Origin of the sequence: Shewanella xiamenensis, assembly GCF_014647135.1 — a bacterium.
Taxonomy (GTDB): Bacteria; Pseudomonadota; Gammaproteobacteria; order Enterobacterales; family Shewanellaceae; genus Shewanella; species Shewanella xiamenensis.
The window spans coordinates 65,096-90,783 of sequence record NZ_BMOP01000004.1; the positions used below are offsets into that span (position 1 = coordinate 65,096).

At 45.3% G+C, this 25,688-nt stretch carries 26 protein-coding genes; 13 read left to right on the forward strand and 13 right to left on the reverse strand.

Features of this window, described 5'->3' with window-relative positions:
• Nucleotide 1: 1 nt before the first annotated feature.
• The 5 genes from hisS to rlmN all read right to left on the reverse strand — a co-directional run bounded on the left by hisS (nt 2) and on the right by rlmN (nt 5,659).
• Nucleotides 2-1,279, reverse strand: coding sequence for a histidine--tRNA ligase (hisS, locus tag IEY09_RS05045; protein WP_055648334.1), 1,278 nt, complete (start codon nt 1,277-1,279; stop codon nt 2-4).
• A gap of 158 nt (nt 1,280-1,437) precedes the next feature.
• On the reverse strand, nt 1,438-2,553 hold the full coding sequence (gene ispG / locus IEY09_RS05050) for a flavodoxin-dependent (E)-4-hydroxy-3-methylbut-2-enyl-diphosphate synthase (protein WP_037420691.1): 1,116 nt from the start codon (nt 2,551-2,553) through the stop codon (nt 1,438-1,440).
• Between the two features lie 42 nt (nt 2,554-2,595).
• Nucleotides 2,596-3,720 carry a RodZ domain-containing protein gene (locus IEY09_RS05055; RefSeq protein ID WP_172589083.1) on the reverse strand — a complete coding sequence of 375 codons (1,125 nt, stop codon included), beginning with the start codon at nt 3,718-3,720 and terminating at the stop codon, nt 2,596-2,598.
• Nucleotides 3,717-4,505 (reverse strand): type IV pilus biogenesis/stability protein PilW, encoded by a 789-nt coding sequence (pilW, locus tag IEY09_RS05060; RefSeq protein WP_037420698.1) that lies wholly within the window; start codon nt 4,503-4,505, stop codon nt 3,717-3,719. Before pilW ends, IEY09_RS05055 begins: the two co-directional genes overlap by 4 nt.
• A 32-nt stretch (nt 4,506-4,537) precedes the next feature.
• Nucleotides 4,538-5,659: a dual-specificity RNA methyltransferase RlmN gene (gene rlmN / locus IEY09_RS05065; RefSeq protein WP_011622013.1), complete on the reverse strand. Its 1,122-nt coding sequence runs from the start codon at nt 5,657-5,659 to the stop codon at nt 4,538-4,540.
• A gap of 144 nt (nt 5,660-5,803) precedes the next feature.
• Here rlmN and IEY09_RS05070 point away from each other — a divergent pair, with 144 nt between their 5' ends.
• Complete coding sequence (locus IEY09_RS05070) at nt 5,804-6,895, forward strand: CNNM domain-containing protein (protein WP_037424927.1); 1,092 nt, start codon at nt 5,804-5,806, stop codon at nt 6,893-6,895.
• A 95-nt stretch (nt 6,896-6,990) separates the two neighbouring features.
• A complete protein-coding gene (locus tag IEY09_RS05075) occupies nt 6,991-8,742 on the forward strand; it encodes a bifunctional metallophosphatase/5'-nucleotidase (protein WP_188870143.1) in 1,752 nt (583 codons plus the stop codon).
• A gap of 398 nt (nt 8,743-9,140) precedes the next feature.
• Here the strand turns inward: IEY09_RS05075 and IEY09_RS05080 are convergent, their stop codons facing one another.
• A complete protein-coding gene (locus tag IEY09_RS05080) occupies nt 9,141-10,034 on the reverse strand; it encodes a LysR family transcriptional regulator (RefSeq protein ID WP_188870146.1) in 894 nt (297 codons plus the stop codon).
• Nucleotides 10,035-10,198: 164 nt separating this feature from the next.
• Here IEY09_RS05080 and IEY09_RS05085 point away from each other — a divergent pair, with 164 nt between their 5' ends.
• Nucleotides 10,199-10,642: a DoxX family protein gene (locus tag IEY09_RS05085; protein ID WP_188870148.1), complete on the forward strand. Its 444-nt coding sequence runs from the start codon at nt 10,199-10,201 to the stop codon at nt 10,640-10,642.
• Nucleotides 10,643-10,652: 10 nt separating this feature from the next.
• Nucleotides 10,653-11,348: a pirin family protein gene (locus tag IEY09_RS05090; protein WP_188870150.1), complete on the forward strand. Its 696-nt coding sequence runs from the start codon at nt 10,653-10,655 to the stop codon at nt 11,346-11,348.
• 104 nt (nt 11,349-11,452) lie between these two features.
• Here the strand turns inward: IEY09_RS05090 and IEY09_RS05095 are convergent, their stop codons facing one another.
• The 5 genes from IEY09_RS05095 to IEY09_RS05115 all read right to left on the reverse strand — a co-directional run bounded on the left by IEY09_RS05095 (nt 11,453) and on the right by IEY09_RS05115 (nt 13,983).
• Nucleotides 11,453-11,983 (reverse strand): GNAT family N-acetyltransferase, encoded by a 531-nt coding sequence (locus IEY09_RS05095; RefSeq protein ID WP_037429406.1) that lies wholly within the window; start codon nt 11,981-11,983, stop codon nt 11,453-11,455.
• A 63-nt stretch (nt 11,984-12,046) separates the two neighbouring features.
• Entirely contained in the window at nt 12,047-12,586 is a 540-nt protein-coding gene (locus tag IEY09_RS05100; protein ID WP_055648339.1) for a GNAT family N-acetyltransferase, read from the reverse strand.
• Nucleotides 12,587-12,736: 150 nt separating this feature from the next.
• Nucleotides 12,737-13,039, reverse strand: coding sequence for a hypothetical protein (locus tag IEY09_RS05105; protein ID WP_011622005.1), 303 nt, complete (start codon nt 13,037-13,039; stop codon nt 12,737-12,739).
• 127 nt (nt 13,040-13,166) lie between these two features.
• Nucleotides 13,167-13,376, reverse strand: coding sequence for a DUF3820 family protein (locus IEY09_RS05110; protein ID WP_011622004.1), 210 nt, complete (start codon nt 13,374-13,376; stop codon nt 13,167-13,169).
• A 148-nt stretch (nt 13,377-13,524) separates the two neighbouring features.
• Nucleotides 13,525-13,983 carry a GNAT family N-acetyltransferase gene (locus IEY09_RS05115; protein WP_144375247.1) on the reverse strand — a complete coding sequence of 153 codons (459 nt, stop codon included), beginning with the start codon at nt 13,981-13,983 and terminating at the stop codon, nt 13,525-13,527.
• Nucleotides 13,984-14,516: 533 nt separating this feature from the next.
• Between IEY09_RS05115 and IEY09_RS05120 the strand changes: the two genes are divergently transcribed.
• The 6 genes from IEY09_RS05120 to IEY09_RS05145 all read left to right on the forward strand — a co-directional run bounded on the left by IEY09_RS05120 (nt 14,517) and on the right by IEY09_RS05145 (nt 20,594).
• Nucleotides 14,517-15,299: an AAA family ATPase gene (locus tag IEY09_RS05120; protein WP_037420721.1), complete on the forward strand. Its 783-nt coding sequence runs from the start codon at nt 14,517-14,519 to the stop codon at nt 15,297-15,299.
• Nucleotides 15,259-15,696, forward strand: coding sequence for a CopG family transcriptional regulator (locus IEY09_RS05125; protein WP_172589088.1), 438 nt, complete (start codon nt 15,259-15,261; stop codon nt 15,694-15,696). The genes IEY09_RS05120 and IEY09_RS05125 overlap by 41 nt, the downstream gene beginning before the upstream one ends.
• A gap of 182 nt (nt 15,697-15,878) precedes the next feature.
• Nucleotides 15,879-17,324 (forward strand): ABC transporter substrate-binding protein, encoded by a 1,446-nt coding sequence (locus IEY09_RS05130; protein ID WP_088586910.1) that lies wholly within the window; start codon nt 15,879-15,881, stop codon nt 17,322-17,324.
• Complete coding sequence (locus IEY09_RS05135) at nt 17,321-19,045, forward strand: GGDEF domain-containing protein (protein WP_144344744.1); 1,725 nt, start codon at nt 17,321-17,323, stop codon at nt 19,043-19,045. The genes IEY09_RS05130 and IEY09_RS05135 overlap by 4 nt, the downstream gene beginning before the upstream one ends.
• 122 nt (nt 19,046-19,167) lie before the next feature.
• Nucleotides 19,168-19,992 carry a M90 family metallopeptidase gene (locus tag IEY09_RS05140; protein ID WP_099456803.1) on the forward strand — a complete coding sequence of 275 codons (825 nt, stop codon included), beginning with the start codon at nt 19,168-19,170 and terminating at the stop codon, nt 19,990-19,992.
• A gap of 35 nt (nt 19,993-20,027) precedes the next feature.
• Nucleotides 20,028-20,594, forward strand: coding sequence for a nuclear transport factor 2 family protein (locus IEY09_RS05145; RefSeq protein WP_188870152.1), 567 nt, complete (start codon nt 20,028-20,030; stop codon nt 20,592-20,594).
• Between the two features lie 4 nt (nt 20,595-20,598).
• Here IEY09_RS05145 and IEY09_RS05150 read toward each other — a convergent pair whose 3' ends face one another.
• Nucleotides 20,599-22,062, reverse strand: coding sequence for an HDOD domain-containing protein (locus tag IEY09_RS05150; protein WP_037420732.1), 1,464 nt, complete (start codon nt 22,060-22,062; stop codon nt 20,599-20,601).
• Nucleotides 22,063-22,224: 162 nt separating this feature from the next.
• Nucleotides 22,225-23,238 (reverse strand): low-specificity L-threonine aldolase, encoded by a 1,014-nt coding sequence (gene ltaE / locus IEY09_RS05155; protein ID WP_188870154.1) that lies wholly within the window; start codon nt 23,236-23,238, stop codon nt 22,225-22,227.
• A 299-nt stretch (nt 23,239-23,537) separates the two neighbouring features.
• On the opposite strand from ltaE, the gene IEY09_RS05160 reads away from it, so the two are divergent.
• From IEY09_RS05160 to tpx, 3 genes are all read left to right on the forward strand, one after another.
• Nucleotides 23,538-24,113 (forward strand): OmpA family protein, encoded by a 576-nt coding sequence (locus IEY09_RS05160; RefSeq protein WP_188870295.1) that lies wholly within the window; start codon nt 23,538-23,540, stop codon nt 24,111-24,113.
• A gap of 31 nt (nt 24,114-24,144) precedes the next feature.
• A complete protein-coding gene (locus IEY09_RS05165; protein WP_037420742.1) occupies nt 24,145-24,972 on the forward strand; it encodes a mechanosensitive ion channel family protein in 828 nt (275 codons plus the stop codon).
• Between the two features lie 110 nt (nt 24,973-25,082).
• Complete coding sequence (gene tpx / locus IEY09_RS05170; protein WP_144344748.1) at nt 25,083-25,673, forward strand: thiol peroxidase; 591 nt, start codon at nt 25,083-25,085, stop codon at nt 25,671-25,673.
• The last annotated feature ends 15 nt before the right edge of the window (nt 25,674-25,688 follow it).

Sequence of the window (25,688 nt, forward strand, 5' to 3'; positions counted from 1 at the left end):
CTTATTTGCTAAGTTCAGCTAAAAATGCGTTTAATGCATTTCGAGCGACCCGTTGTTGTTCGTTGTCATTGCGTAAGTATTTTACGGTAACCACACCTTCGGCGAGTTCTTCTTCGCCAATCAGTAAGGCTACTTGAGCGCCGCTTTTATCGGCACGCTTCATTTGTTTCTTCAGATTGCCACCACCACAGTGACTCATGACTCGCAGAGTGGGCAATGCTGAGCGTAACTCCTGCGCCACTTTAATGGCTTCAACCAAACAGCTATCCCCCATCGCCGCGACATACACATCAACAGCCGCTGGGATATCTTGGGTCAGCTCTAAGGTTTCAAGCAGTAAAACGATGCGCTCTAATCCCATCGCAAAACCGACGGCTGGCGTATCTTTACCGCCCAATTGAGCAACTAAACCATCGTAGCGACCGCCCGCAAGTACTGTGCCTTGAGAGCCTAAGCTATTGGTAACCCATTCAAAAACCGTGCGATTGTAGTAATCCAGACCACGGACTAAGCGCGGGTTAACTCGGTATTGGATGCCAACCGCGTCGAGGAGTTCACGCAATTGTGCAAAATGTTGTGAGGATTCTTCGCCTAAGTAATCCATCAGCGCAGGCGCATCACCTAAAATGCTTTGCACTTGGGGATCTTTTGAGTCCAATACGCGCAGCGGATTGCTGTACATACGGCGCTGGCTATCTTCGTCTAGTTTGTCCTTATGTTGCTCTAAAAAGGCTATCAAGGCTTCACGGTAGGCGGCGCGCTCGGCAGGATCGCCTAAAGTGTTCAGCTCAAGCGTCACATGCTCGCTAATGCCGAGTTTTTCCCATAGACGGGCAGATAACATCAACACTTCGGCGTCGATATCAGCGCTACCAATACCGTAGACTTCAACACCAAATTGATGGAATTGGCGGTAACGACCTTTTTGTGGACGTTCATGACGAAACATGGGGCCCATGTACCACAAACGTTGTTCTTGGTTATAGAGCAGACCATGCTCGTTACCCGCACGCACGGTTGATGCCGTACCTTCGGGGCGCAATGTCAGACTATCGCCATTACGGTCTTCGAAGGTATACATTTCTTTTTCAACAATATCAGTCACTTCACCGATAGAGCGTTTAAAAAGATCGGTATTTTCCACTATTGGAGTGCGGATCTCACTGTAACCATAAGCAGCAACGCTTGAACGTAGTACCGCTTCCACTTTTTGCCATAGAGGACTTTGAGTTGGCAGAATGTCATTCATTCCGCGAATCGCTTGGATCTGTTTTGCCACTGTATCGACTCGTCCGATTTCGCTAAATTAATAAAAAATGTCAGGCATTATAGGCTGTTCAACACTAAACGTAAAATGACCCCGTCAGTTTCGAGGTCTAGCTCAAGCCTTGAATGTTTTTATAACGCTTAACCTATGAGGTTATTCGGCTGCGGTTGTTACTCAGTCGTGTCTTTCACTTGGATGCGGTTAGCCATTTGGCTCGCCTTGGCGCGAATTTTAGCTTCGAGGGAATCGACTAGGTTGTCATTGTCGAAACGCTCTTTTTGACGCTCGCCTTCATCGTAGTAACCACTCTTACGATGTCCACCCGTTAAGCCAATGTGCGACACTAAGGCTTCACCTGGGCCATTGACCACACAGCCGATGATCGACACATCCATCGCGGTCGTCACATCTTCGAGGCGGCGTTCTAACTCGTTTACTGTGCTGATCACATCGAACTCTTGACGTGAGCAAGAAGGACACGCAATAAAGTTAATGCCACGGCTACGGATACGCAGTGACTTTAGAATATCAAAGCCGACTTTGATTTCTTCGACCGGATCGGCCGCCAAGGAAATACGCAGCGTATCACCAATGCCCTCGGCAAGCAGCATACCTAAACCGACGGCAGATTTGACCGCCCCCGCACGCGCACCACCCGCTTCAGTAATACCTAAATGCAATGGCTGACGAATTTGCTTGGCTAATAAACGATAGGATTCCACCGCTAAGAACACATCGGAGGCTTTTACGCTGACCTTAAATTGGTCGAAGTTCAAACGGTCGAGAATGTCCACATGGCGCATAGCCGATTCGAGCAAGGCTTCTGGCGTGGGCTCTTTGTATTTGTCCATCAGATCTTTCTCTAATGAACCGCCATTAACACCGATACGAATTGGAATGTTTTTATCACGAGCGCATTCAACAACACTGCGGATACGTTCTTCGTTGCCAATGTTTCCAGGGTTAATCCGCAAACAATCCACACCGTACTCAGCCACTTTTAAGGCGATACGGTAATCGAAGTGGATATCGGCAACCAAGGGCACTGACACCGATTGCTTAATCACTTTAAAAGCCTCGGCCGCGTCCATGGTCGGCACAGAGACACGCACAATGTCGGCACCCACTTTTTCTAAGGCGCGAATTTGGGCAATGGTCGCCTCAACATCAGTCGTTTTAGTGTTGGTCATTGACTGCACTGCAATCGGTGCACCATCACCAATGGGTACATTGCCCACATAAATGCGGGTTGAAGGACGTCTCTTAATGGGTGTTTCGTTATACATACTCAATACGCTCTTTTCGGTACTCTGCGTTAAGCGTGAGACTTAAGCCTGTGGGATAGTCAAACGCGCAACACGACCCTTAGGAAATTCAGCAAGACTGATGGCTTTACCATCAACCGTAAAACTAGACACAACAGTCGGCGCGCCTAAGATCACTTTAAACGGAGGCACACCACTGGCTTGAATAGTTGCGCCAGCACCTCGGACCCCATCAACAATCGCTTTGCCCTTGGCATCGACGATGTTGATCCAGCAATCACCCGTGAGTTGAATATTGATATTGGATTGTCCAGCAACCACAGGCATGGTTTGTTCACTCGAAGCCACTGGCGTAGCACTGTTCACCGGCGCGCTGGCTGTTGGTACATTTTGAGCCGCTGCGTTTGTTGCAGAAGAATTTTGTGTAGAAAGCGTGTTTTGCGCAGTCACCCCTGTCGTTTGCACCGCACCTGATGCACTTTGGGGATTATTAGGCTCACTCGCATTGACTGTCGAATTGGCAGACACCTGCCCTGCTTCCATTGCCGCCATATCACTGATATTCGGGTCAATAGTGCTAGCATCAGTATCTTTTACTGGACCATCGGTCGCCATTGAACCGTTGACCGCGATCTCACTCAAACGTGCACTCGCATCCGTTTCGGTGAGTAAAACATCACCCGGCAAGGTTTGATTCGCCGCGGCTAACTCTTCAGCGGTTGGTTTTGAAATATCGACATGAGTCACTAGCGTCGTTCGTTGCATCCACCAAAGCACAAACAGACCGAGCAACACGATGACAATAAAAAAGCTCAGCCACTTTAATTTAGTGTCACGAGCTTGATAAGTGGTCTTACGGGAAAAACTTTGCATCGCAGGCTGTGTTACATAGGGCACCTGCCTTGCGAGACAGGCTTCGATGAGCGTGTTGTCGACCCCAAGCATACGCGCATAATTTTTAACGTATCCGCGTACGTAGGTTGATGAGGCAATATTTGAAAAATCATCGGCTTCGAGATTTTCAACAATACCAGGCCGCAAATGCAGCTTCACAGCTGTCTCCGCAATGCTCAAGCCCATCTGCTCACGAGCTGTTTTGAGTACGCTTCCGAGCGTTACATTAGGCGTCGACTCAGCTTCTTCTGTTGTCACTGGTTCTACTGACGCGTTCATTTCGTTATCTTTCATTGATGCAAATTAACTCTATATTGCTTGGCTTGAGGCGATGCTGGGAATTTGGCAAGCAATAAAATGCCAAATCGTTTCATGGCAGCATCATCATTCAACGCCTGCTCAATTTTTATTCCGAGCGTTAAACTCTCTGGAGTCTGGGCCGCAACTTGGTGGTAACGCGCTAACTGGTTACGCGCATCAACATAATCACCTTTATCTATCCCAAGCTCAACCAGCTCCAGTAAAGACACCGAGCGTCTCGGGTCATACTTTAACGCCATCTGAAAATACTGTCGTGCCTTTTCTGCTCGTCCCGCGTCTCTGCTGCAAAGACCTAAGTTTTCATAACTGGATGCGGTACGCGTATATTTGGGCATTTCTATTGCAGCCAAAAACATTTTTTCAGCTTTTTCGTATTGCTTTTGTTGGCACAAAAACACCCCAAAGTTATTCATGGAATCGCCAGAGGCGTCCTTAGTATTGATAGCGTCCTGATACGCCTGTTCGGTACGTACTAAATCGCCTACGGTTTGATAGTAATAAGCCATTGCCACATGCACATCTTCGAGCTCTGGCGCATATTCGATTGCTTTATCAAGATTATACTTGGCTTGTTCCGAGTTACCTCGATTAAGGTAGGTTAAACCGAGCTGCATACGCTCCCGCGCAGCGGCAACTTTATCCAGTTTTCGCTCCGACACCGGAATATCAGTCCCTGAATAGGTACGCTCAGTTACGCATCCTGTCACTAATAATGACAGGGCTATTGCTAATGAAAACCCTGACAATCCATGCTTCATGGGCAAGCCTATAAATCTGTGCAAACAAAGAGTTAATTCATTGTGACCGAAATCTGATTTTCTTGCATGCGTTTTTTTGCTAAACGCTTGGTTCGATCGCGAATATCCCCAGCCAGCTGTCCACAGGCGGCATCAATATCGTCACCACGGGTCTTACGCACAATCACGGTTAAGCCATATTCCATTAACACTTTCGAAAAACGGTCGATGCGCGAGTTTGACGAACGGCCATAGGGTGAACCTGGGTATGGGTTAAACGGAATAAGGTTTACCTTACAGGGGGTATCCTTCATTAATTGTGCTAATTCATGGGCTTGTTCGGTACTGTCGTTGATGTGATCGAGCATCACATATTCCACGGTGACACGGCCACGGTTAGCGTTAGATTTGGCGATGTAACGGCGGATCCCCGCAAGGAACTCCTGCAGTGGATACTTTTTATTCACCGGAACCAGAATATCGCGCAGCTCATCGTTTGGCGCGTGGATACTGACGGCTAATGCGACATCGAGGGCATCACCTAATTTGTCTAATGCTGGAACAACGCCTGAAGTCGATAGCGTTACGCGACGTTTTGACAGACTAAAGCCAAAATCGTCTAGCATGATGTCCATTGCAGGGATCACGTTAGCAAGGTTAAGTAGAGGCTCACCCATCCCCATCATCACCACGTTGGTAATGGGGCGCTCGCCAGTATCTTTCGCGAATCCTAAGAAATGCGAAACACGCCAAATTTGGCCAACAATTTCAGAGACAGTTAGGTTGCGGTTAAAGCCTTGCTGCGCCGTAGAGCAGAAAGTACATTCGAGGGCACAGCCCACTTGGGACGACACACACAAGGTAGCGCGGTCATCTTCAGGAATATAAACAGTTTCGACCTCTTGGCCTTCACCGACATGGATGGCGAACTTAATGGTGCCATCGGCGGATTTTTGATAGCTGGAAATCTCGGGCGCCACAATCTCACAGCGCGCCGCCAGTTTTTGGCGTAACACTTTGTTGATGTTAGTCATCTCTTCGAAGTCACTGACACCGAAATGATAGATCCACTTCATCAGCTGATCGGCACGGAAAGGCTTCTCACCCAGATCGGCAAATAATGCCCGCATCGCTTTACGATCAAGGTCTAATAAATTGATCTTTTTTTCACTCATAGGACTAACCTCAACACCAAAACCTGCAACAGGGCGGCGAATTATACAGACGCAGAAAAATTTTAGCCAGCAACTCCATTCTCCTATGCTAGAATCGCCGAGGGTCAATGTTGGCCTAAATTATGGAGTTGTAATACCACCAATATGTTAACCCTCATCATTATAGTGCTTGTCGCTGTTGCAGTTTCTTTTCTGTGCAGTGTATTCGAAGCAGTGTTGCTCTCGGTTACCCCTAGTTATATCGCTACGCTCGAACAAACTGACAGTGCTGCGGCGACAAGGTTGCGTAAACTGAAAGAGAACATCGAAGCGCCATTGGTGTCTATTTTGACCCTCAATACTGTTGCCCATACCGTAGGTGCCGCCGTTGCTGGTGCGCAAGCCGCTAAGGTCTTTGGGGATGATATGCTCGGCGTTTTCTCCGGAGTGTTAACCTTTATTATTCTGTTCTTCTCAGAGATTATTCCTAAATCTGTCGGAGCCAACCACTGGCGCCGTTTAGCCCCAAGCGTATCGATTGCCATTACGTGGATGAAGCGTGCTACCCAGCCATTAATTTGGATGTCGCAGCAAGTGACTCGCCTGCTAGGTAAAGGTGAAGAAGGCCAATATATTCGCCAAGAAATGAGCGCGATGGCAAAAATCGGTCAAGAATCCGGTGAGTTAGACGAACAAGAATCCAAGATTTTGACCCAAATGCTTAAGGTGCGTGATGTGCCCGTTACCGCGATTATGACGCCGCGCACCGTGATGTTCTCTTTGCCTATTTCACTGACGCAAAATGAGTTTGTGCAAGAATATCGTGACAAACCTTTTACGCGTATTCCGGTATACGATCAGGACCACGACGATATTATCGGCTATATCACCCGCACCGATGTGCTGCTGGCTGAGCGTTATACTCCTGACGCGCCAATTGGCGAACTCAAGCGTAGCCTGTTTGTCGTACCCGAAACGGCCAAAATCCTGCCGTTATTTGAGCGGATGATTAAGCGCAACACCCAAATTGCCATGGTGGTTGACGAATACGGCAGTAGCCAAGGTATTGTGACCCAAGAAGATATTATCGAGTCGCTACTGGGATTAGAGATTGTCGATGTGAATGACCCTGCGACCGACATGCAGCAATTGGCGCGTAAACTCTGGACCAAACGCATGAAGCAAAAAGGCATTCGCCTCTCCGATGATGGCGACTTCGAAGCCGCAGCCGACGATGATGAAGCACGCTCGGGTTAATCTTGATTTAGTCATTGTTAAAGTAAAGGGAGCTTAGCTCCCTTTCTTGTTTTTGATGAGAAGGTTATAATCTCCCGCCGTAAAAGAGGTAAGTTATGACACAGAGATACACTCTCTCACTCGCGCACATCAACGATACCCATTCGAATTTTGAGCCTAGCCGCGTACATTTTTCCCTTAATCTTGGGCTTAAGTCCTTAGATATTACTAGCCACAGTGGTGGTTACGCTCGTTTGGGATATCAAATTAGCCAGGCGCGCGATCAAGCCACCCGAAGCAATACACCGTTTTTATTTTTGCATGGGGGCGATAGTTTCCAAGGCACACTGTATTTCAGCCATTTTAAGGGTAAAGCCAACGCCCATCTGCTGAATTTACTTGCCCCCGATGCCATGGTGATTGGTAATCACGATATTGACGAAGGTAATGCGCGGCTCGCCGAATTTGCCAAGCAAGTCGATTTCCCGCTGCTAGCGGGGAATATGGACTTGAGCCAAGAGGATATCCGCAAGCCGGGTAACCTGCGTACTGTGGCGAATATTCTGGCCTATGATGAAAAAACACAGCTTTCCAGCTACCTCGAAAAGCCCTTCTATGACAAAAAGCTCGCCGTCATCGGCATTACTCTGGATCAGATGAAGGACATTGCCAGACCCGATCCCGATACCCACTTTGTGGATGCGATTGCGACCACGACGCGAACCGTCTCGCATCTGCATGCCAAAGGCATTAAGCACATTATTGTGCTGAGTCATTTAGGTTTAGATCAGGATAAACGGCTCGCAGAACAAGTCGATGGTATCAGCCTTATCGTTGGCGGCCATACCCATACTCTACAGGGCGACTTTAGCGCCTTGGGGTTAAGCAATATTCCCTATGGCGAAACCATCAATGGCACGCCAATTGTCCATGCAGGGAAATACGCCGAAACCTTAGGTTTGGCCGAAGTTGAGTTTGATGAAGCTGGCCGCGCGATAAGTTTAAGCGGTGGCAACTACTTTATGCTCGATAAGCAGTTTATGTTGAGTTCGAGTGAGCAAGTGGATGACACCGACTATCAAGCCGTGCGCCAACGCTTTGATGAACATCCCTATATATTGTGGGATGAAGCCGATGAAGATATTCATGGCGTGATCCACGATATCTATCGCCCTGCGATTGCCGAGATGGAAAACAAAGTCTTAGCTCTAGTGCCTAAGAATCTGGTACACACCAGACTACCTTCTAAGGCGCTGCCCCATGGCAGTGAAATCGCGCCTTGGGTAAGTCGCAGTATGTTCCAAGAGGCTAAACTTGAAGACCCTCGCATCCACTTTGCCCTGCATAACGCGGGTGGTGTCAGGCAATCGGTCGCCCAAGGCAGACTGACCCTCGCCGATGTGTTGGGCCAATTGCTGCCCTTCGAACTGCCATTAGTCAAATACGAAATCCAAGGCCAATTTCTATATCAGGCGCTGGAGTCGGCGATTAACGCCGCTACCAATAACAGTGTACGCGGCACAGGCGCTGGCAGCTTCCCCTATACCTATGGATTGCGTTATTACTACGATGGCAGACGCCCCTTAGGGGAACGTTTATTCAAGCTAGAAATGATGCAGCAGGATGGATTATCACTCTGGTATCCAGTGCAGCCAGATGCGCTCTATGTGGGGGTATCAACCTCCTATACCGCCGCGGGGAAAGAAGGTTATCACCCACTGTTACAGGCACGCTGGCAAGAGCCGATTGAGACGCTCACCCTACCCCAGGCTTTTATTCGCTTCCTCAATCGGGCACCAAACCCCAATTTAGCGGACTTGCTCTCACCCCATGTGCATTACACCAGCCATGTAAAGCGTTCGGTGTAAGCGCCCGGTGTCAGGGATGTGTATCAGCGCGCTGCCGCAAAGCTATGTCCTCTTAATTCATCACAGTACTTAGGGCGTGTTGACGTTCCAGGGTTATTTTTGCAGCAGTTTGGCTGGCGTTTATGCAAGGTAAAGTCCGTGCAGTGTAGTTATTCTACATAAACGGACGATAACGCAGCAGAAACGCCAGCCAAATGCTGCCCGAAGGGGTCGTCTAGCAAGCTCGTTCTCTTTGTCACTCGTCATTTGAGTAGAATAACTACACATCATTCCTCGTTTCGCGAGCACGAGCTTGCCAGAACGAACAAAATTTAATCTCGAAACGTCAACACGCCCTAGCAATGGTTAAGTACTGTGATTCACTTAATCCTGTACCCAAACGCACTATCGACATCCCACTAAAACAACCAGTCGCAATGGGGCAAACGCTCGGCAAACCACGCCTGCGCCTTGCCTTGGTTGCCCTTGCGCCACGCCAGAAATACCGGCTGCGCCGGTCTTGGGATCTCAACCTTGCACGCGACTAATGCGCCTGAAGCGAGTTCTTCGCGAATCAAATGCTTGGGAAGATAACCTACACCTAGCCCAAGTTGCTGCGCTTTAATCTTGGTCTGCATGTTCGGCACGCGGATGACTTGTCGACTATCAAATAACCCACTGGAGCGCTGCGCGAGCGCCGTTGAGCTGTCGGCCACCACCACGGAGGGAAATTGCAACAAGGCTTCGGTCGGGATTGGATAGTCAAACTGCGCTAAGGGGTGGTGAGGCGCAAGGGCAAAGATGAATTCAAGCATACCGATCTCAACTAAGTGATATTGCCCCTTAGGTAACTCCCCCGTGACCCCAATGGCAATATCGGCGCGGCCCGAATACAGAGCATCCCAACCGCCACCCAATGACTCCTCAGTGATATTGATGGTCACCTGTTTACCTAACTCGGTAAATTCAGCAATTAGTTTAAGCAGTGGTAAATCGGGCACTACAGTGTCTATGGCTAAGGTTAACGCCGACTCCCAGCCCGTTTCGAGTTGCCGAACCGCCTCTTCAAGCCTTGCAGTGGCGGCTAAGATCTCCCGCCCTTGGCGTAATACCAGTTGGCCAACTAAGGTCAGCTCGGCGCGCTGCCCCTTACGTTCAAATAATTTTACCCCTAAATCGCTCTCTAATTTCTGCACTGTATAGGTCAGCGCCGATGGCACTCGGAATAAGGATTCAGCCGCAGCCGAAAAACTGCCTTTCTTATCAATAGCATCTAGCACTATCAATCCATCGAGACTCATCACTGGCAACATAAGTGCTCCATATTCAAATTTTTTGAAATATACTTTGAAAATGTTCCGATTTTCTTCCTTAAAGGTCAAGTCTAGACTGTAAACCAATGGAGAGATTGACGCTAAATCTCGACCGACTACCCCATTAACGACACAGTTAAAAAATTTGAATTAAGGAACATCCCATGAAAGCACTTATCACAAAATTACTGACCTCTACCCCAAGTTTCGCCCCATTGGCCCTACGTATTCCTATCGGGATCATCCTCATGGCCCACGGCTCACAAAAACTCTTCGGCTGGTTTGGCGGCTACGGTTTAGAAGGCACAGGACAATGGATGGCCTCCATCGGCCTAACACCAGGTTACTTAATGGCGCTGATGGCAGGTTCAAGCGAATTCTTTGGTGGCTTGCTGATCATTATCGGTTTACTGACTCGGCCAACGGCACTGGTATTGTCCTTTACTATGGTGGCCGCGATTTTCTCGGTTCACATTGGTAACGGTCTGTTCCTTAGCAATAACGGTTATGAATTTGGTTTAGCCCTGTTAGCCGCTACGGTATCTCTGGCCGTGTCAGGTGCAGGTAAACTGAGTGCCGACAACCTGTTAGCCGCACGCTTAAAATAAGGAGTTAACGATGATCCGTATACGTAAAGCGCAGGACCGTGGGCAGGCAGACTTAGGCTGGTTAAAGAGTCAACATACCTTCTCGTTCGCAAGTTACTACGATCCGCGGCATATGGGTGTGTCTTCCCTACGAGTCATTAATGATGACAGAGTCGCGCCGAGTGCGGGGTTTGAAACTCATGGCCATAAAGACATGGAAATCATCAGTTATGTGATTTCAGGCACCATAGCCCATAAGGACAGCTTCGGTAATGTTAAGACCTTACCAGCGGGTGAGTTTCAGTTAATGTCTGCTGGTAAAGGGATTTATCACAGCGAGTTTAATGCATCAAACACAGAGTCTCTGCACTTTTTGCAGATCTGGATCCAACCAGACACCTTAGGCATTGATGCGGGTTATCAGCAAAAAGCCTTCGAGCAAACCTCGGCGCTCACAGCCGTGGTCACGCCAACGGGTGAAAATGGCACCTTAAAAGTGCAGCAGGATGCGACCTTATATCGCCTAATGCTGGCACCGCAAGAGCAAGTGCATATGCCGCAGCTTAAGCCGGAGCGTCAGCTCTATGTGCAACTGGTGGAAGGTACGCTTAAGGTCAATGAACAAGTGCTCACCCCTGGGGATGGCGCGCATATCACCGCCGAAGAAGTGGTTAGATTTAGCGCCACTGACAGCCCAGTCACAGCATTGGTGTTTGACTTAGCCTGATGATGCTTACTGACCAATAAAAAACCGCCAAGGAAACGAGGCGGTTTTTTATTACTCTGTGTATGGTGTATGGCTAAAACAGAATTGTCTCTTCAAGCGCAAACCTATGATAAGGACATGATCAAACTAAAGTTCACTAACACCTGCGCCCTGTCGTTTTGTTTGTCTTCAGCGGTGAGATAGCGGCGTAGTTCATTACGGCGAATGCAATTAAAGCCCTGTTTCTCAAAGAAAGGCCGCGCCTGATAGGAGGCTTCAACTGTGAGTCTTTTAAGATTTAGCCTTTTCGCCTCTTCGAGTAGTGCCAAGTATAAATGTGTCGCTACACCAGCACGACCATATTCAGGATGAACAAACAGACAATCAACTTCGCCGACTAAGCAATCAAGCTCTTTATCGGGGCACAACCTTAAACTGATAAAACCAACCAGCTTATCGTCTTCAAGTGCAACCCACGTGGTTGTATCTTCTAACTTGGCCAGCCAGTAGGCATCGCTGCGTGCCTCACCTTGATTTTGCGCCCACGCTAAACGTTCTGTCAGCGAGTAATATTCCTGTGCGCCCTCCATAACACTGGCGTTAAATACCGCCGCCACCTGCGCCACATCCGCAGGAGAAAATAAGCGTATCTGCATTGGAGTCCACTCCTATGGGTTAATCATGACCAATGGGCACACAGGCTGTGCATTCCCATTCAGTTACAGTTTTTTAGTCATATAAAAACTCGGCAACACTTGGCCCAGTTTTTGTTGATAGCTGCGTTGCTGTTGGACGAATCCGAGTTTAATAAACAGCCCACGGGAAAGATAAGACGCATCGGCACTTAATTGGCTGTAACCTTGCTTCCTCGCCCATTGCTCTAACTGTCTGATAGCCAGTTCACCGAGTCCACAGCGCTGCCAATTAGGATGAATATACAAACTATCGATATATCCCCTATGGCGAAAATCCGTTTCAACATTGATAAAACCTGCACAAATCTTAGTTAAGCTCAGCGCATCTGTCACCAAAATAATCCAAGCTTGGGAACGACTTAAACGTAAATGCCAATGTTTACTGGAACGGGGCGAGGGTGACCAGGCATTTAACTGCGCAGTAGTATAACGCTCATGCTGTATTTGATGAACACAGTGATGAAAAAGCTGACTGACCGCACTTGCATAGCAACGCTGATAAGCGACGACTTCAATTTTCTCGTTAGTTTGGTTAGACGTTGGCACGGTATGCTCAAATATCATTGCGAGTATTTGCCGTATTTTGCAGTTATTTATTGAGAAGTGATAGCGTTGACGTTTATTTAAGCCGAACACCGCTGAAAACAAAACCGCCTCGAACAAGGCGAGGCGGTTTAGGAACTAATCGCAACATGAATGTTGCTAAGACATCGATTATTTCTTCTCGATTTGACCAACAAACAACAGCTTGTCGAAGGTGCGGTTTAAGGTTTTGCTGGTGAACTGGTTCATCCACATTTGCTCAACCACAGCTACTTTGTCACCTTTCTTGACTTCAGCTTCTGGGCCAGCTGCCCAAAACGTGTTGTCAGCTTCTTTAATTTGAACATAGGTGTAGCCGCCACCATTCATAGTATCAACCACAGTACCTTCATGAACTACGCCCTGTGCCCAAGCACTTGACATACCTAACGCTAATGTTGCTACAGCAGCTAATTTTACCAATTTTGCCATCATGCCTTTTGTTCCTTGTGTTTTACTAATATGCAGCATTAAAACATGCCATAGGTAATAAATCGCCAATCTCTATCACGAAATACAACACTTATCGCAAAAGTAGGATTTTTATCGCTTAGTAGGGAACTCATTTCAATAGCGGTTTTAACATGCCCTCAAGGCCATTGAGTTTTACCTCATAAATCAGCGCTAACTGCTCCCCTAATTTTCCCTTTGGAAAACCTTGTTGATGAAACCACACAAGATAGGGTTCAGGCAATTCGAGTAAGCGGCGGCCAGCATATTTGCCAAAGGGCATGACCTGATTTACGGCATCGATAAGCTGTTGTTGATCCATGACAGTATTAGCTTGAACTCAGACAGAAAACTAGATTGAGGATGCTACCCTAATACCCGATGAATGCCTATGGCTAATACAAGCTGAGAACGACTAAGTGGGGATAAACTCAGAGCAAACCACAGGCTTACCCTGAGTTGATACGGCATCAAGCGTAGATTTTACGCAGATTCGGTCCAAGATTCGCACAATGTGAATACTCAAAACCGTACTCAATACAGAGTCGTTCTTCTTCTCCGTGGGCGTTAATGCTCACACAAGTTCCTTGACTCGCATGCTCATCAACAAAAGTCATGACTCGCTCTAACATTATTTTTGCCAGCCCCACATGCCGATACTCAGGTAAAACAATAAAATCCTCAATCGCCAGATGGTTAGCCTTATCACCATATACGCAGGCTGTTGCCACTATCGCGCAGGTATTTTTTGACTGTTCACTCGTTAAGCGAATAGATACCCAATATAAAGGCTGTAACGGATGCCCATCAGCCATCTCAACGCCGATAGAAGGATACCCAGCCGCATCGCGTAGATTCAGCAACTCATGAAATAAAGGAGCAGTTTCAACCAGCTCAAATTCAATAGGCATTGACATTTTAATATCCATTTGGGCATCCCTTCACGAATGGTAGAAAAATCAAGGTGATTAGACGGCATTAATGGGAAAGACTAACTCAACAAGGTGGCAATTTGATGACACTCAAGCTTTATGCAAGACAACTTTCGTTTGAAAAGTAGTAGTGAGAGGCCAATATTTTAATAATATTTTTGCATAAAAAATTAAAATAAACGTTCAAAGTAAACTATACCAAGCCTTAATTTCAATATCATTGTCGCAATGGAGAGCAAACATTCATAATCAATTGATGTTAAAAATTCACTAAAAACCTTAATAATCAGATAACTAAAATTCAAAATCGCCTAAGTAATCCCGCTAGCAGAAAGAGTCAAATTAACGGCATATTACATGGTAGCGTCAAATATTAATCACGCGACATTTTATAAAAAAACGTCAAAAATCAGATAATTGACCAACGTTAACACAGGGTTTACATTCGTTTATGACAACAAGGTGCGGTAAAAAAACCATAAGCAACATATTACCGCCCAAGTGATAGCCTAAGCATTGAGGAACTCGTCATGATAGTGTTAGTCGGCGGCGAAAAAGGCGGCAGCGGTAAGAGTTGCCTCGCACAAAATATCGCAGTATTTCTCACCACCGAATGTGGTGCCTCTGTCATCATGGTGGATTGCGATCCACAGCGAACCACATCGGATTGGATCCAAGCCAGAAACAATAATCCGAAACTGGCAAGCATCAACTGCGTACAACTTTATGGCAAGATCCGTAACGATCTTCTGAGCTTAGAACAACACTATGACTTTGTACTCGTTGACTGTGGTGGGCAGGATAATCTTGCATTAAGGGCAACCATGTCAGTTGCATCGCATATATTAATGCCGCTCAGACCCAAACGCCGAGATTTAAAAACCGTGAGTCATATGGATGATATCGTCGCGACTTGTAAGATGATTAACCCTAAATTACACGCGTCTTTCGTTATCACGCAATGCCCCAACCTTCCCAATCAAGCGAATCGTATTTTAGAGGCTAAAGAGGTCTGTAAAACCTACGATATCAATGTATTAGATGCAATTACCTATAGTCGTAATATCTATGATGACAGTGAAGAGTCTGGATTGTCGGTGATGGAGATAGAACCAAAGGGTAAAGCCGCAGCTGAAATCCGTGCTATCGCCTGTGAAATGTTTCAAGTGGACTGCGCAGCCTCGTTAACGGCCTTACTCAAACCAAGCACACCAATAGCCGCGCATCGTGCCGCTATCAATCAACCTCAGCCGAATCATCTGAGAGGACAATATGGGACTCAGCGACCTCAAGAAAAACGCTATGCCATCTAGGGGAGGCGTCCAGCCCCTCTCCCTCGATGAGTTTATTGATGCCGCAACCCTTTATGCTATGGGAGAAAGTCATATTCCAAGCACGGGCAACTCAGTGGCGGCGATGGAGCGAGTGAAAGAATCACCACTTGAAGTCACCTTGGAAACTTCCAATGTGGTGACTTTGCATCGACCACAAACGGCATCAAGACCCCTTGATGCCACGATTGACGACGAACGGCCACATTACCGCAAAGCCACATTTTCACTGAGTGAGGCGGCAATAGCCCATTTAGCAACGCTCTCAGAGGAAAGTGATATTTCTAAATCTAAATTGATCCGTTTTTTAATTGAACAACATTATGCTTTGCCAACCGCATTGAGGCAGATGCGCGAACAGCAAATAAAACAAGCTTAATTGCGCACCATCTCCCACCCTTTACCGATGATCTGAATTAATTAGGTCATCGGACTTTTTTTGTCTAAAAAACCGATAAAAAAATTGAGTCAATTTTTTTTACAAATCTATCCTTAATGTACAGCTGAGCTGATTAATGCTATTGATTAGCATCAATAGCCCGAGTATTTAAGGAGTTATTCTTGTTAACACGTTTGTCAATCCTATTATTCGGACTGGGATTAACGCTAGCACCTCCCGCCTTAGCGGAGTTTTCTTTGGATCAAATTCCCCCCTTGCCGAATAAAACGCCAATCACTTTAGTTGCCGAAAAAGGCTTTTGGACTGACTATCTCACCCAGCAAATGCTACCCAAATTCACCGAAAAAACTGGTGTTAAAGTCAATGTGATTAGCACCGAACTTGAAAGCATGTTCGAACTTCAGACCCACGCATTATTAATGGGGGAAGGAAAATACGATCTGCTCACTATGGAGGCTGGCTGGGCAAAAGAATGGGCGGCAAACGGCTATACAGTCCCCCTGTTGGAATTAGCAAAACTCTATGATCCCGACGGTGAAAAAGCGATGGAAAGCTACCTCGAACCCTACTATCCATCATTACTGAATATTTTATCCTACCACGGAGAATTGCACGCAATTCCCTATAATAACTACGTAATGGGAAGTCATTACCGCGCCGATTTATTTGAAAATAAAACCGAACAGTCTCACTTTCAACAACGGTTTGGCTACCCACTCAAACCCGCGACCAACTTTCAAGAATTAGAAGATCAAGCCGTCTTCTTTACGCGAAAAGCGGGTGAACTCCTTGCAGACAAACCATTGACCCATAACTTTTATGGCCTAGCGTTGATGTCGGGTAATAAACCCCATATTAACGATGAGTTTTCCAGCATTATTTGGAGTTTAGGCGGCGTTTGGATGTGGCCTATTTATGATCAACAAAAAAAACTGACTCACTTTGAAGTTCCGAGTGTCAATCAACAGGCAATTACCGCTGGAATAATCTATCGCAAACTAATGCCCTATGCCTATCCTGCTGATGATAAGTTTGCCTTTAATGAAGCCGCGAATGCTATGGCGACGGGACAGGTAGCCATATGGCCCTTTGCCTATAACAACCTTTGGCCAGCCTCTTTTAAAGTTGAAGCCAATATACCTGGTGCTCGACTTGGGGTATCTCAAGTCCCCGGAGGAACTCCTTACAATGGTGCCTATGCCTTTGCGGTGAGCTACGACAGTAAAAATCCACAAGCCGCCTATTGGTTACTCAAATATATGGGCACTTTTGAAGCCCAATATGCCTATGCACTTGGCGGCGGAAATCCATGCCGAATGGATGTCGTTACGGCTCCCGAATTTAAACAAGCTTCAAAAAGGTCTGTTGCTGGTGCATTTGAGGCAAGCCATATTGCTAACTTGTTCTGGTCGACTAAAGTATTGGAAGTAGGACACTTTACCACTACAGCAATGGGGCAGATTTATCCAGAATTAAGCCATGCTTGTTATGCCGCAAGCCAGCATGAAGCCAATAGTACAGATATTTTTATTGAGTTAAGCACCAAAATTAAACATTTGCAGAACACCTACGGGGAAGTCCCTGCAATCGACAAGAAAAACAAATGAACTCAAAACGACTGACCAGTCTTAAACAGAAAATTACGCTAGCCTTCTATATTATTCTCGGCATGGCGTTACTCAATGGCATTATCGCTATCCTATTGTCACAACAATTGAGAACTGAAATTGAGCAACTGGTAAATAGTGATGTCGTGAAAGTCACCACTGCGCTGCAACTAGCGAAAAACAGTGAAAGGTTGCAAATTATCACCACAGAATTAAACCACTATGATACTGAGCAACAACGACTGTCCCTACTTTCAGAGTTAACTAATCAATGGGAGCATTTGTTAAAAGATACAAAGGTATTACTAAGTCTTGAAACCACTCCCGAGATGTATCAAGCCCTAAACACAACGATTGATACTCAGCTTTATTATCAACAACAACTCCCATTGCTCAATACGCTTACGGACAGTGCTTTACAGGCAAAGTTACAGGCACAAAATATTCAAACAAATTTGGCCGGTATGTCATCAGCATTTTCTGATGAAATGCAGACTCAACTGAATCAGACCCATGAACGTTTCGCTCTATTAGTTGACCATAAAGATCTCAGTGGAATTACCGACAATCAGATAGAACATCAAGCTATTTCGGAATACCTGCACCAAGGTGAGCACCTGTTTGTGTTATTAGATGAAGTAAAAAATACCCCAAATATAGCGACGTTAAATCACCTTCAACGGGAAGCGATGCGACGACTTATTCAAATGGAAAATATCGTCGCGTCTATGCATTCGAGTAATACAATTTATCTCAACTGGTTATCGCAAATAAAACAAAACATGGTTGGCAATGACAACTTATTTGAGCTATCCCGTAATGCCTTAAAAAGTACTCAAATAGCCAATGCTCATTTTGGCTATCAAGCCAGTGCAGCGAGGCAAATAGCAACCTTCACCCAAGAGTTAGTCAACCATGTTGAAGATGAAATTCAGATCGCAGGCACCGATCTCAAGAGTGATAGTACCTCGTTTGTCATCCTCATCTTTTGTGGAGGTATTCTTTATTGCTTTTTTATCTGGCTCACCAGTTGGCACTTTATTGCTAAAGGTATTATTAAACCCGTGATTGAGACTCGTGATGCAATGAATGCCATCGCCAATGAAAAACTCGATACCCAAATGCCGATTACCGATAACCTTGAACTGCAACAAATGGTGAGTTCACTTGAAACCCTAAAAACTTACGCAGCTCAAGTTAAAGCGATGGCGGAAACCGATGGACTCACTGGATGCTATAATCGCCGCTATTTAGATAGCCAAATACTAAAAGAATTGAGTTACGCCAACGATCATAATATGCCATTGAGTATTGTGATGTTCGATTTAGATCACTTTAAGGAATTTAATGATCAATATGGCCATGTTGTCGGTGATCAATGCTTAAAACAGATCGTCGAGGCCACCAAAGCAATTCTACAACGTCCCACAGATATTCTAGCTCGCTATGGTGGTGAAGAATTTATGTTACTCTTGCCCTCAAGCCATATTGAAGATGCTTACAAAATTGCCGAACATCTGCGCGAAACCATTATAGACTTGCATATTCCCCATCAAGGCTCATCAAACATGGGGATTGTCACCATTAGCTTAGGAATTGCCTGCTGGCAACCTCCGCAATTACTCGATGCAAACAAGCTGATAAGCCATGTTGATGAGGCGCTCTATCGTGCCAAACTAGCAGGGCGAAATCGCACAGAAGTCTTCATTGGCGCTCACTAACACCACTCATCCCGCATTAAGCCGCTCACTGAAAGCGTTTTATTTTTAACCAAAGGATTGAGTTCAGTACGCTCAATCCCCATTAGCTAATATAACTGACACCAATACCACACTGAGGGACTATGCTCGCCAGTTTAACGATTCTAATATTTGGCCTCAGTGCGATTGCTTGGTTGGCCTCCAGTCGTTGGCGCAAAAACCTCCGTCGTAAACAAGTGATGGCAAGCCCCTTTCCAAAGACTTGGCGAGCAATACTAAAAAGAAGACTTCCATTTTTTCATGCATTACCTGCAGATCTTCAATTGCAACTTAAACGTCATATTCAGGTATTTTTAGATGAAAAGCATTTTGTTGGCTGCGATGGTTTACTCATAACCGATGAAATTCGAGTCACTATTGCTGCCCAAGCATGCCTACTGCTACTTAATCGCAAGACCGATTTCTACCCTAAACTAAGACAAATTTTGGTCTACCCCGATGCATTTATAGTCGACAGCCAACGACAAGATCCATCAGGCTTAATCAGGGAGCAACGTAACGTACTCGCTGGAGAATCATGGGAGCAGGGACAAGTAATACTTTCATGGAAAAATACGCTTGAGGGCGCTGCCAATCCACACGATGGCAACAATGTTGTCATCCATGAGTTTGCCCATCAATTAGATCAAGAGGATGGCCACGCCAATGGCGCCCCAATTTTAGCTCGTGGCCAAGATTATCTGTCTTGGTCAAGCGTATTTAATCAAGCATTTAATGAACTAGTTGAAGATACTGCCATCGGTAAACCAGCCCTATTTAATGGCTACGGGGCTACCAACCCAGCAGAATTTTTTGCCGTAGCGACCGAAGTTTTTTTTGAAAAACCAGCAGAACTCAACCAAGAACATCCAGCACTTTATCGAGAGTTAAGTCATTTCTATCAAGTTGATCCGCTCAATTGGCACTGATGTGATTACAAAGTAATAAACACAAGGAATATCCTATGACAATAATAGCTAAATACAAACATCTTTCAGCCACTTCGCATAATGCCACTCGGCAAAATTCAAGTCGATTCTGTACCACTATGTTCATTCTTGTTGTGGTCGCGTTACTCTTCAGCTCGAATAACCATGCTAATGATAATAATGCCATCACACCAGCAACAAGCGGCATATCAGCCGATGAACAAGCCGCAGCTCAAGTACTTGATCAATTGAATCAATATTCCAGTAGTGCCGATTGGGATAAATATTTTTCACTGTATCGTCAGGATGGGATTTTTATCGGAACGGATGCGAATGAACGTTGGGGAATGGCAGAATTTGAACACTATTCCCGTCCCACAAAAGGCTGGCGCTACGATTTAACTTCGCGCCATTTAGTGCAGCATGGTGATGTAATTCTGTTCGACGAACTGCTCAATAGTCCGAGTTATGGCGTGAGTCGTGGTACAGGAACATTAATCAAAACCAATGGAGAATGGAAAATAGCTCAATATCATTTAAGTTTTCCCATCCCCAATGGTATAGCGAAAAAAATCACTGCTGAAATTAAAAAAGCACAGTAAATCGTTATTTTAAGGACACGGTAAAACACACATTTGCCAGCTGTGAGAAGTGGATGAAAGCTTGAAAATCCACTTCTGTAAAACACCTCTCAGATGGTCCTCTGTCTGCATAATAAAAGCCGATCACTTTATTATCCACCAACAAGGGCGCCACTAAAAAACCCGACTCTGGCAATTGCACTTTTAACTCACGACATTGTTCTTGCCATTTTTTGGCACTCGGATTATCAACCCAAAGTGACTCCTTATGCTCCATCGCCATTGGAAATAACCCCTTCTTATCCCCAAGTTCGATAATAAATAATCGTTTCATTTCCTCTGCATCTCTGCCAAGCATAATTCTTGGCTGTAGCTGTTTACGGCTAGGAGACAACAGCAACACACCACAGCGATCAACTCCAACCCCCTCTAAAATACCCTCAAGTACGGTTTGCATGATTTGATTAAAATCGGCTTTATTGATTGCAAAAGCGGTAAGCTCACGCAGTTTAGCTAATTGGATATTTAAATTGGCGGCAAAAATCGGTAGTTCTACTTCTGGCAAACGAGACTCAAGCTTATCGAGCCTCTTGGGATCAGGTAGATAGTCAATCAACACTTTAGCGCCATAGGCTTCAGCTAATTTATGGGTCGCCTTGGTACAACGCTGCATTCTTAAGGTAAATTCACTCTCATCCAGCCCGGTAAAGTTGGCCGCTTGAGTTATAAATTTCTCAAGATCGATCTGATCTGGTATCGCCACAGAGAGCGTTTCGCAAAGTTTATCCGCTAAAAATATGCAGCGTATTTCAGGACGAGCGTCATCGGGATTATTTACCGCTTGGATCAATAATTCCCCCAATCCCCAATGGCGAGCAATACTCTGGGTTAGTTGTGAAAAAGAGGTACCTAATGATTCACGAATAAGAGTTCGCTCTTCTGCTGGAGTTTCACATTTCGTTAATTGGCTATCGAGGGTTTCGGTAAATTCTCCCCCTATACTCCAAAACGCACTCTCACCAATATGAAAAAGCAAACAAGCTATAAAGGCCTCCTCTTGAATATCATCATCATAATGACTGAGCATCATCCGAGTTAACATCGCAGCTTGAAATGCCTTAGCCATTAATTTGATTAATCTTTGATATACTGAAGGCGAGAGGTTTTTACTTTCTAACAAGCTAGATAATAATTGTGCAGTGATACAAATATTACGAACTGCATCAAAACCAAGCACAATAGCGGCTCGGCTTACAGTAGAAATTTGCGTACTGCCCTTATGGTAAATAGCGCTATTTGCGACCCGTAAAATACGTGATGTGAGGGCGTTATCATGCATCACGCTACGCCCTAATAAGGCAAGTGAAGAAACGTCATCCTTGGCAAGCTTTTCTAACGTTTGGACGGTGGAACAAAGCGCTGGCATTTCCAACTCACTTATCCGTTTTGTCCAGTAATCAACCCCTTTATTAGTATTATTAGGTTTCAACCTAGCTTTCCCTTGATGGTTTAATGTTATTGTTTTTAGTATAGATAGGCTTAAAAAATTCGCCTTGCATCTGGTTCACAATTCAACGATTGATTTTTAAATCCGCAATAGGCTGAACTGAAAACAAAGAAAAGCCCAAGGTTTAACTTGGACTTTAATCAATTACGCCTGCAGATGTAATTTAAAAACCCGCAGTACTTTATCAATATCCTGGCGCGAGACATCTTTATGGGTAACAAAACGTATGGTACGCCCAGGACTAATCAAAATGCCCTCATTACGACAGCGTTGCGCTAAGGACTGTTCATCGATATGAGAAGCTAAGGTTGCAAACACCATATTGGTTTGAACGGATGGCAAGTCAATTTCAAACTCGTCTAATAGGCTTAACTGTTGGGCCAGATATGTAGCGTTTTGATGATCATCTGCCAATCTTTCAACTTGCGCAGTTAGAGCTAACTCCCCCGCAGCTGCTAGAATCCCAGCTTGACGCATACCGCCACCAAGCATTTTTCGCCAACGCGTCGCTTTTTTAATGAGGCGTTCATCGCCTAAGAGTAACGATCCGACTGGCGCGCATAATCCCTTTGATAAACAGATCGAAACAGAATCAAAGTGTACGGCGATATCAGCAATAGCGATCCCTTGTGCCACTGCGGCATTAGCCACTCTTGCACCATCTAAATGAATTTTTAAACCGCGCTGAAAAGCCAGTGCCTGCGCATTGGCAAGATAAGTTTGGGGCAACACTTTCCCCCCGATAGTATTTTCCAAACTCAGCAAGCGCGTTCGGGCAAAATGAATATCATCAGGCTTGATTGCCGCTTCAATTTCGCTAAGAGCAATAGTCCCATCTAATTGATTTGTTAGCGGTTGTGGTTGAATACTACCTAACACCGCCGCACCACCACCTTCAAATTTATAGTTATGAGCTTGCTGACCGCATAGATATTCATCCCCGCGCTCACAATGCGACATCAAAGCCAGTAGATTGGCTTGGGTGCCAGATGCCGTAAAAAGTGCTCCCTCAAAACCAAACATCTCGGCGGCCATGTCCTGTAAACGGTTAACGCTCGGATCATCACCATAAACATCATCACCCACTTCAGCCCTCGCCATGGCTAAACGCATTGCCTCAGTAGGCTGGGTTACAGTATCACTGCGTAAATCTATCATTTTGTCCTCAACTTCTTCTGCCTATCCCCTATGCGCATATCAAACACGCCTCGCGACTCTAGCCTTAAAGAAAAAAATTGTATAGCTTGCTGATATAGCTGCCGATAAAACATACAACCTAATGCAAAATTTAATCTGATATAATTGATTTATATCGAATAAATGGCAAAACTTGGCGTTATAACGTTTAAAAGCTACAATAGCCAACTAGGATGCTCCTGCTAAAGCAATGCCAATCTCCTAGTGATTTTGACTGCTAGATATTAAACATAAGGTGATTTGTGGTGAATATATCCGTAATGCAATGGATTAAACTAGCCTCTTTAGCATTGAGTTTAACCCTAATGCTACCAGCTTATGCGTGGCAGGATACAGATCAAGATGGCGTGCCCGATATTAAAGATGCCTGCCCCAACACAACCGCTAACACTAGGGTGATGGCAAATGGCTGTGTTTATGAAGTCGAAGCCACGGCCACTAATATTCAATGTAATCTCAATGACCCCAGCACCTATTCAGCTCCTGATTGTCATCATATTGAGACAGCCATTGTGTATTTTGAGTTTGCGATAGCAGAGGTAGATTTATCGCAGTGGAAAGCATTAGCCTTAGTCAAAGCATTTTTAGAGTCAAATACTGATGTTCATTTAATCTTGGTTGGGCACACAGATATTGTCGGCACACCTGAGTTTAATTATCAGTTATCACTTCAACGTGCGCAAAATGTGAAACAAATTTTGGTTGAAGACTATGGATTCAACCCAAATCGCTTTACCGTTGTCGGTAAAGGTATATCTGAACCAGTAGCAGATAATCGTTCCAGCGAAGGTCGCAGATTAAATCGACGAGTACAATTTTTCGTCAATAATAAGTAGTTTTGTTAGCGTATTTTTAGGGAGTAATTTAATGGAAAACCTTGAAGGCTTATTAAAGCAGGCTCCAGATCTGATCATGACCTATGGAGTGAAGATCTTATTTGCCCTTGTTATCTTTTTTGTCGGTAAATATTTTTCCGGCGTTGCGCAAAAGGTAGTGCGAAAGCTACTCAACAGCCGCAAAGTTGATCCAACGGTGGTCTCTTTTGTAGCCAACTTATCGTGGGCTGTTGTGTTTGTCTTCACCATTATCGCCACCTTAGGCCAAATTGGTGTGCAAACCGCATCTTTAGTCGCGGTTATCGGTGCCGCCGGTTTAGCGATTGGTTTAGCGCTGCAAGGATCATTATCTAACTTTGCTTCAGGCGTGTTAATGGTGTTATTCCGCCCATGTCGCGTGGGTGACTATATTGAAGCTGCTGGTATTGCAGGCACTGTTGATGAAATCACCATTTTCTCAACTAAATTACGTACACCAGATAATAAGGTTATCGTTGCGCCCAACTCTTCAATCATGAATGGCACGATCACCAACTACTCTGCCTTAGAAAATCGTCGTATCGATTTAGTCATTGGCGTGTCTTATTCTGCGGATATTGCCCAGACTAAAAAAGTTTTAACCGAGATTTTAGATAACAACCAATATGTGCTGAAAGAACCGGGTTACACCGTGGGTCTGTCTGAACTGGCAAATTCTTCAATCAACTTTGTAGTTCGTCCTTGGGTAAAAACGGCGGATTACTGGACAGCTCGTTTCGAGATTTTAGAACAAATCAAAAATGCGCTTGATGCAGCCAATATTGAAATTCCATTTCCACAAATGGATATTCATGTAAAACAACTGCCCGAGAGCAAATAATCAGCAGTGATATTAGAAGGCCGGTGAAAACCGGCCTTTTTTATGGTGATAAGTCGGATTTTGGCGTACCTTAACCGAATATGCACACATATCTGAGTAAGAGAGAGAATATGCCAAAGTATGTTTCATTTCTGGCCGCTGGCTGTGTTTTTAGTGTAATGCTGCTCAGCCCTATGGCGATTGCCAGCAATAAAACCCAAGTAATGATGGGTGAAAAGACTGTCACCCTAGAAGGAAAATTACCTCAACTTGAGCAAATGGCCCCAAGATTTAAAGTCGTTGATGATAAATTCAATCCAATCAACTTAACCGACTTTAAGGGAAAAACCATCCTGATTAGTGCAGTGCCTAGCTTGGATACGGGTGTTTGTGCGCTACAAACTAAACGCTTTAATAGCGAGGTCAGCCACTTTTCTGATGATGTCGTCATGCTAACCATCAGCACGGATTTACCTTTCGCGCAAAAACGTTTTTGTAAAGTTGAGAATGTCGAAAATATTAAAGTGTTATCAGATTCTGTTTGGCGTGATTTTGGCGAGAAGTATGGTCTGTTAATTGAAGATTATGGCTTACTTGCACGGGCGATTTTCATCGTCGATGCCGAAGGTAAACTCAAGTACCAAGAATTAGTACCCAACATTGCCCAGCATCCAAACTATGATGCCGCGCTAGAGGCGCTAAAAACCATTCAAGCACAGTAATAAGCATAAAAATAG